12 protein-coding genes and 1 rRNA gene are annotated in these 11,440 nt (G+C 50.5%); all 13 read right to left on the bottom strand.

The annotated features are described in order from the left end of the window. Positions 1–122, bottom strand: a 16S ribosomal RNA gene (locus ACYUJT_RS24535); the annotation flags it as partial. A 417-nt stretch (positions 123–539) separates the two neighbouring features. Then, positions 540–2,048 carry a lysine--tRNA ligase gene (gene lysS / locus ACYUJT_RS24530; protein ID WP_460327368.1) on the bottom strand — a complete coding sequence of 503 codons (1,509 nt, stop codon included), beginning with the start codon at positions 2,046–2,048 and terminating at the stop codon, positions 540–542. Between the two features lie 128 nt (positions 2,049–2,176). Beyond that, positions 2,177–2,653, bottom strand: a complete 477-nt coding sequence (gene greA / locus ACYUJT_RS24525; RefSeq protein ID WP_460327366.1) for a transcription elongation factor GreA — start codon at positions 2,651–2,653, stop codon at positions 2,177–2,179. A gap of 359 nt (positions 2,654–3,012) precedes the next feature. Then, positions 3,013–4,014: a tRNA dihydrouridine synthase DusB gene (gene dusB, locus ACYUJT_RS24520; RefSeq protein ID WP_460327364.1), complete on the bottom strand. Its 1,002-nt coding sequence runs from the start codon at positions 4,012–4,014 to the stop codon at positions 3,013–3,015. A 70-nt stretch (positions 4,015–4,084) separates the two neighbouring features. Beyond that, complete coding sequence (locus ACYUJT_RS24515) at positions 4,085–4,291, bottom strand: helix-turn-helix domain-containing protein (protein ID WP_460327362.1); 207 nt, start codon at positions 4,289–4,291, stop codon at positions 4,085–4,087. Next, positions 4,243–4,791: a 2-amino-4-hydroxy-6-hydroxymethyldihydropteridine diphosphokinase gene (gene folK / locus ACYUJT_RS24510; RefSeq protein WP_460327360.1), complete on the bottom strand. Its 549-nt coding sequence runs from the start codon at positions 4,789–4,791 to the stop codon at positions 4,243–4,245. Before folK ends, ACYUJT_RS24515 begins: the two co-directional genes overlap by 49 nt. An 8-nt stretch (positions 4,792–4,799) precedes the next feature. Then, entirely contained in the window at positions 4,800–5,162 is a 363-nt protein-coding gene (gene folB, locus ACYUJT_RS24505; protein WP_155613533.1) for a dihydroneopterin aldolase, read from the bottom strand. A 53-nt stretch (positions 5,163–5,215) separates the two neighbouring features. Next, positions 5,216–6,052: a dihydropteroate synthase gene (folP, locus tag ACYUJT_RS24500; RefSeq protein ID WP_460327357.1), complete on the bottom strand. Its 837-nt coding sequence runs from the start codon at positions 6,050–6,052 to the stop codon at positions 5,216–5,218. A 19-nt stretch (positions 6,053–6,071) separates the two neighbouring features. Continuing rightward, positions 6,072–6,959 (bottom strand): aminotransferase class IV, encoded by an 888-nt coding sequence (locus ACYUJT_RS24495; RefSeq protein ID WP_460327355.1) that lies wholly within the window; start codon positions 6,957–6,959, stop codon positions 6,072–6,074. Then, entirely contained in the window at positions 6,956–7,537 is a 582-nt protein-coding gene (gene pabA / locus ACYUJT_RS24490) for an aminodeoxychorismate/anthranilate synthase component II (protein ID WP_460327353.1), read from the bottom strand. Before pabA ends, ACYUJT_RS24495 begins: the two co-directional genes overlap by 4 nt. Continuing rightward, the gene (locus ACYUJT_RS24485) at positions 7,534–9,117 is read right to left on the bottom strand and encodes an anthranilate synthase component I family protein (RefSeq protein ID WP_460327351.1); all 1,584 of its coding nucleotides are present in this window, start codon (positions 9,115–9,117) and stop codon (positions 7,534–7,536) included. Before ACYUJT_RS24485 ends, pabA begins: the two co-directional genes overlap by 4 nt. Positions 9,118–9,296: 179 nt before the next feature. Continuing rightward, positions 9,297–10,235 carry a cysteine synthase A gene (gene cysK / locus ACYUJT_RS24480; protein ID WP_460327349.1) on the bottom strand — a complete coding sequence of 313 codons (939 nt, stop codon included), beginning with the start codon at positions 10,233–10,235 and terminating at the stop codon, positions 9,297–9,299. Between the two features lie 257 nt (positions 10,236–10,492). Next, the gene (gene hslO / locus ACYUJT_RS24475) at positions 10,493–11,383 is read right to left on the bottom strand and encodes an Hsp33 family molecular chaperone HslO (RefSeq protein ID WP_460327347.1); all 891 of its coding nucleotides are present in this window, start codon (positions 11,381–11,383) and stop codon (positions 10,493–10,495) included. Positions 11,384–11,440: the final 57 nt, after the last annotated feature.

Raw genomic sequence — 11,440 nt, 5'->3', positions numbered from 1 at the left:
TTACTCACCCGTCCGCCGCTAAGTTATTTCGGAAGCAAGCTTCCAAAATAACTCCGCTCGACTTGCATGTATTAGGCACGCCGCCAGCGTTCGTCCTGAGCCAGGATCAAACTCTCCAATAAAGTGTTTGACTTGCTCATTTTGAATCTGACGAGATCAGATTTACATCTGACTCTATTTTTTAGATTTCACTTGCGTGAAACCCGCTCACTCGTTGTTCAGTTTTCAAAGATCAACTTTGTTCTCGTTCGTTACCGTTGTTTCAGCGGCAACTTTCTTATCATACAACATCCGGCGATCAATTGCAAGCTTTATTTTTTCGTTGCTGTTTTAGCTCTCAATAAAGCTTGTTATCAGCGGCCGGATATTTAATATACCATCTTTCCAACATAGGCGCAAGCCCTTATATCTATTTTTGTATTTCCAATTTCGACCACCATAACTCCGTTATTTGCATCATTAATAACACAGCCCGCATTTCTCCATCTATGACAGAACGAGCCCGGCTATCCATTAGCCGGGCTCGTTCTTAATCCAAGTTATTCGGAACGCATATGCGGGAACAACAATACATCACGTATAGAAGCGGAATCCGTCAGCAGCATCACTAGACGGTCAATGCCGATTCCGAGTCCGCCAGTTGGCGGCAGACCATATTCAAGCGCATGGATAAAGTCATTGTCCATTTCATGAGCCTCATCATTACCGTGCTCGCGCTCGAGCAATTGAGCTTCGAAACGCTGGCGCTGGTCGATCGGATCATTCAGCTCGGTAAACGCGTTGGCATGCTCGCGCGCCACGATGAACAGCTCGAATCGATCCGTAAACCGCGGATCTTCCGCATTTTTCTTCGCAAGCGGAGAAATCTCTACCGGATGTCCGTAAACAAAGGTCGGCTGAATCAACGTCTCTTCTACGAACTCTTCAAAGAAAGCATTCAATATATGCCCAAACGTCATATGAGGCTCAACCGGAACTTTGTGCTCTTTCGCCAAGCGATGCGCTTCTTCATTGCTCATTTGAACACCGAAGTCCACGCCGGTAACTTCCTTAACAGCGTCAACCATCGATACTCGGCGCCACTGCGGCGTAAGATCTACTTCATGCCCTTGGTAGTGTACGACCTTCGTACCCAGCACTTCTTCGGCGATATGAGCGACCATATTCTCCGTCAGCGCCATGATATCCTTGTAATCTGCATAAGCTTCATACAGCTCAATCATCGTAAATTCTGGATTATGACGCGTAGATACACCTTCATTCCGGTATACCCGGCCGATTTCGTATACCTTTTCCAGCCCGCCGACAATTAGCCGCTTCAAATGAAGCTCAATCGCAATACGCATATAAAGCTCCATATCCAGCGCATTGTGATGGGTAATAAACGGACGTGCGGCAGCGCCACCGGCAATGCTATGCAGTGTCGGGGTTTCCACTTCCAAGTACCCCAACGAATCCAGATAACGGCGCATCGACTGGATAATGCGGGAACGCTTAATAAACGTTTGCTGCACCTCAGGGTTCACGATCAGATCCACATAACGCTGACGATAGCGAAGCTCGACGTCTTTTAGACCGTGGTACTTATCCGGCAGCGGATAAAGCGATTTGGACAGCACCTCGAGATTGGTAACCTTAATGGTGGTCTCGCCTGTCTTCGTCTTAAATACTTCACCACGTACCCCTACGATATCGCCTAAGTCGAGAATGCTGAATGCAGCATACTCCACTTCCGGCACACTATCTTGACGGACGTAAATTTGAATTTTACCACTCAGATCCTGAATGTGAGCAAAGCTAGCTTTCCCCATTCCCCGTTTCGCCATGATCCGTCCAGCAATGGATACCTCTATCTTCTTCTCTTCAAGCTCTTCCTTCGTCATGCTGTCATACTCCTGCAGAATCACTCCTGCCATATGAGTACGCACATATTTTTTACCAAAAGGATCGATCCCCAGATCGCGCAGCTCGTCCAATTTATCGCGACGAATTTGAAGCAGCTCGCTAATTTCGATTTCTTGTTCCTGAGTGTTGTGTTCCTCGCTCATATTCATGCTCCACTCCTTCTACAACCTTGTATTTAGTTGAATCTTGCATATATGCACACAACTGGAAGGCGTGCGTTAACAGTGAAAAAAGCCTCCCCTGGGGAAGCTCTTCCATTCACAATACCGCCCTATTTCTTAATATCAATGATTTTATATTGAATCACGCCCGCAGGAACGGTAACGTCTACGATAGCGCCCTTCTGCTTGCCAAGGATCGCCTTCCCTACAGGGCTTTCGTTTGAAATTTTATTTTGAAGCGGATCGGATTCAGCCGTTCCGACGATCGCGTATTCCATCGTGTCGCCGAACTCCAAGTCCTCCACAGTTACCGTAGAACCAATGCTTACCGTGTCCGTATCGATTTCATCATTGTTAATGATACGGGCATTGCGCAGCATTTTCTCAAGCGTAATAATGCGGCCTTCGATAAAAGCCTGCTCGTTCTTGGCATCCTCGTATTCGGAGTTCTCGCTAATATCGCCATAACCAATGGCGACCTTAATACGTTCAGCGACCTCACGACGTTTTACGGATTTCAAATTCTCAAGCTCTTCTTCCAGCTTCTTCAAACCATCTTGTGTAAGAATAACTTCTTTATCGCTCATCTCAACCGATTCTCCTGTCATGGAAATAATTTTCGCACTATGCGCGCGGTCATGGGCTCCTTCAATATGAATACCTTCCGCCACGGATGGATCTAACAGGTCTCTAACAAACCTTCGAGGGCCCGAGTTGCCGCTTTGCAACGGCCGTGAAAATTCACGCATCATTTGAGAATATCATATGCAAACTCATGGAGCTCAGACCACCCCATGTTGTGGAAGTTATCTCCTGAGGCGAATTTATACTGAGAAATTATAGGTGAAGCCTCTCGAAATGTCAATGACAGTACAATTTTCAAATGTAAACGTTTCATGAAGGATGTTTACGTTGTGAACCATCCTTTTATTATCATTTTCATAAATTAAGCGGATTCCGCTTCATCAGCACTCTCGCTAGGCAAGTTTGCGACAAAATTCTCGAGAATTCGTACCATTTCGTCCCGCTTGGTCTCTTCCATGATAATATCCTTAATCCGTGCCGCGCCCTTCATGCTTTTCATATACCACGCCAAATGCTTGCGCATCTCGCGTACGGCCACGTTCTCTCCCTTGAGAGCAGCCAAACGGTCCATATGAAGGATCGCAATGCGGATCTTCTCTTCCGCACCAGGTTCAGGCAGCAATTCCCCGGTCTTCAAGTATTCCACCGTCCGATACAACATCCACGGATTGCCCAGCGCGCCCCGGCCGATCATGACGCCGTCGCAACCAGTTTGCTCCAGCATGCGCTTTGCATCTTCCGGTGTCGCAACGTCACCGTTCCCGATAACTGGAATGGATACAGCTTCTTTTACTTGCTTAATATAGCTCCAGTCGGCTTTGCCGGTATACAGTTGCTCCCGGGTACGGCCGTGTACACTGACCGCTTTGCCTCCAGCCTGTTCTACCGCTTTAGCATTATCCACCACGTAGATATGCTCGGCATCCCAGCCGATCCGCATTTTGACCGTTACCGGCTTGCTGACAGCATCCACCACGGCGGACACCATTTCATAAATTTTATTCGGATCAAGCAGCCAGCGTGCTCCGGCATCGCATTTCGTTACCTTCGGCACGGGGCAGCCCATATTAATATCTATGATGTCAGCATTCGTCTCCTGATCGACGACCTTGGCCGCCTCTACCAGAGATTCCCGGTCCCCGCCAAAAATCTGCAGACTGAGCGGCTTCTCCCGCTCATCTACGAACAGCATTTCCTTCGTTCGCTTATTTCCATGAAGGATCGCTTTATCGCTGACCATCTCCGCGCAGACGAGGCCTGTGCCGAATTCCTTAGCAATCAGCCGGAAGGCCGGATTACATACACCCGCCATAGGTGCAAGCACGACCTGGTTCTTCATTTCAATATCGCCAATTTTCAGCAAAACATCCCCTCCCCAATCGTATTGTTGTCGAACTTGCTCGCAACTTGTAGCATTATCTCTGCCAAACAATTTATTCCGAAGATTTCAATTCGGACATCGCAATGCCCAAAGCATCCACAATTTTAATTAAAATTTGATCTTCTGCGCGTCGGTTCCCACGCTCGATCGCTCCAAGGACGGCTAGCGATACGCCTGATCGCTCCGCAAGCTGCTGCTGTGTGAACCCCTTTAATTTTCGGTAAGCCCGGATTCGCTGCGCCAGTTGCAAGTTTTCCAAAAACGTACGCCTTCCTTTCCATCCATGCTGGCCAAAGCTTCTTGGGTGCGCCGGTATAAGCCGGAGAACTCCTCCTCAACAGCGATGTCCGCTAAAGGAACAAGTACAAAAGCACGCTCCATCATCCGCGGATGAGGCAATGTCAGCAACGGAGTGTCTATCTCTTGACCCTCTACCCATAGCAGATCCAAATCTACAGTTCGCGGCCCAAAGCGAATCTTGCGTTCACGCCCCAGCTGTAGCTCAATATGCTGCATGACAACCAGCAGTTCCTCAGGATCCAGCGTCGTCCGTAACGCCGCGGTCATATTCAGGAAACAGGGCTGATCGAGATACCCTACGGGATCGGTCTCATACAGCCTGGAGCAGCGGAGCACCTCTATCTTTGGGTGGGCATTCAGCCGAGCCAGCGCCTCCATCAAGGTCGCTTCCCGGTCGCCGAGATTGGCCCCTAAAGCAATATAAGCCTCTGTGGTTCCAGAGGTCGAATGTGTATTCATCGCACGTCTCACTTTCTAGAGCGGTACAACTGCACCGTCACACCTTCAAAATGAATATCAAATGGCGGATGCGGCTTTGTGACATGAACCGTTAACGCATCTACCATAGTATAAGTGTCCAAAACCGAGGATGCAATATGTTCTGCGAGGGCTTCGATCAATTTGAAGCTCTTCCCTTCGACAATGCCCCGCAGCAATTCATGGATCTCGGCATAGTTCACCGTCTTGCTCAGATCATCGGTCTGCCCTGCTTCCCGCAGGTCAAGCTCTAATTCCAAATCGACATAAAAGCGTTGGCCGAGCTTGCGCTCTTCCTCAAAGACACCATGGTATCCGTAATATTCCATACGCCGAAGCACCATTTTATCCATCCATTCCCCAACCTTTCCCTCATATAAAATAAAACCCGGTTAAATGTTAAGCTCTAAGCATATACGATAGCATCGCACATTTTAGCCAAGCGTTTGATTTCCTTCACGTCGTGAACCCGCACGATCTGGCAGCCTTGGGCAATGCCGAGCGCTACTGTAGCAGCGGTGCCCATGACTAGTTCGTCCACCGGCAATTCCAGTGTCGTTCGGATAAATCTTTTACGGGACGTGCCGAGCAAAAGAGGATAACCCAGCTTCATCAGCCGGTCCAGCTCCTTCATCACCCGCAAATTCTCCTCATAGTCTTTCGCAAACCCGATCCCCGGATCAAGGATGATTTGCTCATCCCTCACTCCAGCCGCACGCGCGATCTCTATGCTATCCAACAAGTCCGCTTCTACGTCCTGCATTAAATCGCTGTAATCCCGATCATGTCGGTTATGCATCAATATAACGGGGCACTGGTATTCCGCCGCTACCTCGGCCATGAGAGCGTCCGCCTTGCAGCCCCATATATCATTGATAATGTGAGCGCCCGCGGCAAGGGATTGCCTCGCCACCTCCGCTTTGTATGTGTCTACTGAAATAGGAATATGAGGCGCTTCGCGATGGATCGCCTCTACGATAGGTACAACCCGATCCAGTTCCTCATCCAGCGATACAGGCGCATGGCCCGGCCTGGTCGATTCTCCGCCGATATCGATAATATCGGCCCCGTCACGGACCATCTCCAACGCGTGGGCAACCGCCCGCTCCGCTCCGTTATACCGCCCACCATCGGAGAAAGAATCCGGAGTTACATTTAAAATACCCATAATTAAAGTCCGTTCACCAAGCTTCAGCTCGGTTTCACCGCATTGATAATTCCGCTGATACAGCGTAGGCTGCATGTTGTCGTCCCCCTTCTATCTATACACCGCAATAACTTCTATAACTATCTAAAAGCATTTCCGTAACCGGACCGATCATTCCGTCACCGACCAAATATCTCGAACCCCCCGGCTCAACCAATGCCGTCACCGGCACCAGCTCTTGGATCGAATTGGTCAAAAATATTTCCTTCGCCGCGACCAGCTCATCCCAGGTATAGCGCCCTTCTGCATACGGCAGTCCTAGCCGCCCCGCAAGCTCCAATACGAAGGAGCGGGTAATTCCCGGAAGAATGCCGGTTCCAATCTCCGGCGTATACAACGTCCCCTCGCAAACGAAAAATAAATTGCTGACGATTCCTTCCGCCAAATATCCTTGGGCCGTCAAGAGCAATCCCTCCGGCGCTCCCGCTGGATGAGCATCTCTGATTAATCCCGCCAGCTCCCGCTTGGCCAGAATATTGTTCATATAGTGAAGCGACTTGTGCCGGATCTTTCCCTCAGGAGTATTGCGAGGCGTGGATAGACGCCACAATTCCTTGCCATGGGTATACAACCCCGAATCGAGCGGCGGCAAGGGCTTCACATAGGTAATAACAGACGGTTCCGCATAATCTTCCGGCGGCAAGCCAAGCGGTCCGGCGCCAGCCGATACAGTCAGCCGGATATACCCATCCAGCAGCTCATTGGCCTTCAGCAATTGAGCAATTTCATATCGCAGCAGTTCCTCCCGGGTCTCGTAACGTATGCCCAATTCCCCGCATCCCCCTCGAAGCCGCTCCAAATGCCGGTCCAGAAGAAACGGCTGGCCTCCATACGTCCGAAATGTCTCAAATAACCCCATTCCGTACATGAAGCCGTGATCCATTACGGATATCACGGCTTCAGTGGATGGGGTAGGAACTCCGTTCACCCCGATATAATTCATACCCCTGCCCCTACCTTGCGGTTAAGGAAGTTGCGGAGAATTTGATGGCCATGATCGGTAATGATCGACTCCGGATGGAATTGGACTCCTTCCACGGCATATGTTTTATGGCGCAGACCCATGATTTCGCCTTCCTCGGTCTCTGCGGTAATCTCCAGGCAATCAGGAAGGCTGGAGCGTTCCACGATCAGCGAATGATATCGGGTTGCCGTAAACGGCGACGGAAGCCCCGTAAATACAGACTCGCCTTTATGGTGAATCGGCGAGGTCTTGCCATGCATCAGCCGCTCCGCCCGCACGACATTGCCCCCAAAGGCTTGGCCGATAGCTTGATGACCCAGGCACACGCCAAAGATCGGAATCTTGCCCTTGAACCGGTCGATGACGGCAAGAGTAATCCCTGCCTCATTCGGCGTGCACGGACCCGGAGACAGTAGAATGTGATCCGGCTGCAGTTCCTCGATGCCCTGTAAATCAATTTCATCATTTCGGCGTACAACAACTTCTTCCCCAAGCTCGCCCAAATACTGCACGAGATTGTACGTAAAAGAATCGTAATTATCGATAACCAGTATCATAACTTCATCCCCTGTCTTTGGCCTTCGGCAGCGAATTCCTGACTCAATCCAACCGCCATCGTTATAGCTCTGGCTTTATTATGGCATTCCCTGTATTCCCGATAAGGCACGGAATCGATCACGATGCCCGCTCCAGCCTGAATATGTCCTACGCCATCCTTAACGACCAGTGTACGTATAATAATATTTAATTCCATATTTCCGTTGTAGTCAATCCATCCCATAGCACCTGTGTATGGCCCGCGGGTCACAGGCTCAAGCTCCTCGATAATCTCCATCGTCCTTACCTTCGGAGCGCCGGTAATCGTTCCTCCCGGAAATACGGCAGCAATCACGTCAAATGGCGTCTTTCCTGGGTCCAGTTGGCCTTCCACCTGGGAGACCAAGTGCATCACATGCGAGTAGTATTCAATGACCATCAGCTCGCTAGCCCTGACCGTACCGAACTTGGAGACACGCCCCAAATCATTGCGAAGCAAATCGACAAGCATGATATGCTCCGCCCGCTCCTTCTCGCTGCCAAGCAGTTCGCAGGCCATGGCCTCATCCTCTTCCGGCGTAGCGCCTCGGCGCCTCGTACCAGCGATAGGACGGGTAGCCATTTTCCCTTGCTCCAGCTTCACAAGGAGCTCCGGCGATACGGAGACGAGCTGAAAATCGGGAAAGCGAAGCAGCCCCATATATGGAGAGGGATTCAGCAGCCTCAGCCATTCATAGATCTCTTCTGGCGAAACCGCAAGCGGAATCCCCCGGCGCAATGACAAATTCACTTGAAATACGTCTCCCGCCGCTATATATTCCTGTACCCGGCGTACCGCCGCTTCGAAATCATCCTGGGCAAATGAAATGGAAGAGGAACGCTCTAAAATATCATCCCATTCGGGCGACGAGGCTTTCCTTGCCGTCAAAGCCTCCTGACGGCCCTTTGTCTTCTCCGCCATAGCTCCATGCTCGGCCTCATGGATGATTTCATTCCAGCGATCGAGCATCAACGACGCCCGCCGTTTCGCTTCCACAAAAGCCTCGGCCAATGGCAGAGCAGATTTTTCTGCTCCAACGGGGCAATGGACGATGGCATATATTTCTTCTAGCTCATGGTCGAACACCCATAGCTCTTCCATGCGCATCCATATATAATCATCAATCCGCAGGTCATCCTCAGCAATAACGGGTAGACGCTCCAAAGAGCGGGCCACGTCATAACTGAGATATCCCACACCACCTCCACTGAATTTAGGCAGCCCAGGAACCGCCGGCGACTTAAACGGCTTCAGCCACTCGTGCAGCACGTCCAATGGACGCCCCTCAACTTGTACAATTTGGCCTGTGGAGGTATCCTCGATTTGCGCCAAAGTTCCTTTTCCCCTTATGACCGACAAGGGCTCCAATCCGAGAAAGGTATAGCGGCCGTCCTTACCGCTCTCTAACACAAAGGAGTATGGCCGTGCTGTGTTCCAGGCCTGCGCCCAGTCGCCTGGCAGGCGGGGACCCGATTTCATTTTGACGGCGCAAGGCAGCATCGTCCAACAGCCCTCCGCAGCCCAGCTCTCCCAATGCTCCCATCGTGTAATGGTAATCATGCTATGTCACTACCTCCAGCCCTTGATGCGTTCTTGTTGCTAGCTAGTATACTAGAACCTTATTCCGTTGAACATCCCCAATAACATGTAAACAACAGGTATAAACAAGCAACAACCCCCATACCGTCTGACGCAAGCGGTTGGGGGTTGATTCAATATATACAAGCCGCAGCTAGAAATTAAGCTTCGAAGTTATAGAGCGGCGTGCTCAGGTAACGCTCACCGTTACTTGGAACGACAGCGATAACGCGTTTACCTTTGCCAAGTTGTTTGGCTACTTTAAGCGCAGCGTAGATGGCCGCACCCGAAGAAATTCCGGAAAGGATGCCTTCCTCTTTAGCAACTTTACGAGCTTGCTCAAATGCTTCCTCGTTCTCCACGTGAATGATTTCATCGTAGATTTCACGATTCAAAATTTCAGGGACGAAGTTGGCGCCGATCCCTTGAATCTTATGTGGTCCAGGCTTGCCACCGGACAGAATCGGCGAAGCTGCCGGCTCGACAGCATAGATCTTAATGTCAGGGAAACGCTTCTTCAACACTTCACCTGCACCAGTGATCGTGCCGCCCGTTCCGATCCCTGCCACGAAAGCGTCCAGCTTGCCGTCAAGCGAATCGATCGCTTCAACGATTTCCGGACCTGTCGTTTCGCGGTGAATCTTCACGTTAGCCTGCGTTCTGAATTGATCAGCCAAGAAATAGTCCGGATTCTCGGACAGAATTTGTTCAGCCTTCTTAACGGCACCGTTCATGCCTTCTGCTCCTGGAGTCAGCACGAGCTCGGCTCCATAAGCGCGCAGCAGGTTGCGGCGTTCAATGCTCATCGTCTCAGGCATAACGATAACTGCCTTGTATCCTTTGGCAGCTGCAACAAGCGCCAGACCGATACCGGTATTTCCGCTGGTTGCCTCAATGATCGTGCCGCCCGGCTTCAATTGGCCCGCTTTCTCAGCTTCTTCCACGATGCTGATCGCAATGCGGTCTTTAACGCTTGCGCCTGGGTTCTGGTACTCCAGCTTCACATAAATTTCAGCGCTATCCTCGGGTACGATGCGATTCAAGCGAACAAGCGGCGTATCCCCGATCAGATCTGTTACGTTGTTAACGATTCTAGCCATACGAAAACCTCCCTGAGTATTAAAAATATAAAGCTGCAGACATTCTAATCTAGCTGTAATCTAGTTGTAAAAAAACGAAAGAGGAGTCGGATTTATCACAGTTCTCCTGCCCTCATTTATTTCCGAGTAAATAAGTTGGTATTCTTCTTTCATTATCTTAACAATCAGCAGTGGCAGTTGTCAAGAAAGGATAGAAAAAAATACTTTGCCGTCTGGACATTTTCCTGAACCGACAAAGTATTTTAATAATTCTAATTTTATTTCTTGGTCTGAGCCTGAAGCTCGGCGATTCGTTCCGGGTCTATTTTGTAAGCCTCATTGCAGAAGTCGCATACGACTTCAATCTCTTTATTCTCCTCCATCATTTCGGTAAGCTCATCCTGCCCGAGGCTAATCAGCGTACGCTCAACACGCTCCAACGAGCAGTTGCAGGAGAATACGACCTCCGATTCGTCTAGAAGCTTAAAGTCTGGCACGATCCGGCCCAACATCTCCTCCAGCTCAAGTCCCTGATCCAGGAGAGAAGTAACGGGAGGAAGCTGGCCGATTGCCCGCTCTATCGCGTCGATCTCCGGATCGCTGAGCCCAGGCAGCAATTGAATGATGAAGCCTCCGGCTACGATTACCGATGAGTCGGTATCCACCAGCACGCCTAATCCAACGGCAGATGGAGTTTGCTCCGATACGGCAAAATAATACGTAAAATCCTCTCCAAGCTCGCCGGAAATAAGCGGAACGCTCCCCCGATAAGGTTCCTTGAGCCCAAGATCCTTGGTTACATGGATAAAACCTGTCGTTCCGACCGCGCCGGCCACATCAAGCTTGCCCTGACTATTGCTGGGCAGCTGCACATGCGGATTCTTGACATGGCCGCGAACCTCGCAGTTTGCATTCGCATCGGCGATGATCTGCCCGATCGGTCCGTCGCCCTTCACCTGAACCGTGAGCTTCTCATCCCCCTTCAGCATAGCGCCCATCATCGTCGCTGCCGTTACAGTTCGACCCAGCGCTGCTGTTGTAGTAGGGTACGTATCATGACGACGGCGCAGCTCTTCCACAAGCGCAGTCGTGCGGACAGCAAACGCCCGCACCTTGCCATTCATGGCCGTCCCCCGAATTAAACGGTCCTTCTCTTGCTCCGTTCCCATAGATGTGAAGCCCCCTCTTCTTGATGTATGACTACTCACTGATAATTGTACTTATTG

The sequence above is a fragment of the Paenibacillus sp. YSY-4.3 genome, assembly GCF_054767475.1.
This window is presented reverse-complemented; position numbering and strand designations above follow the sequence as displayed.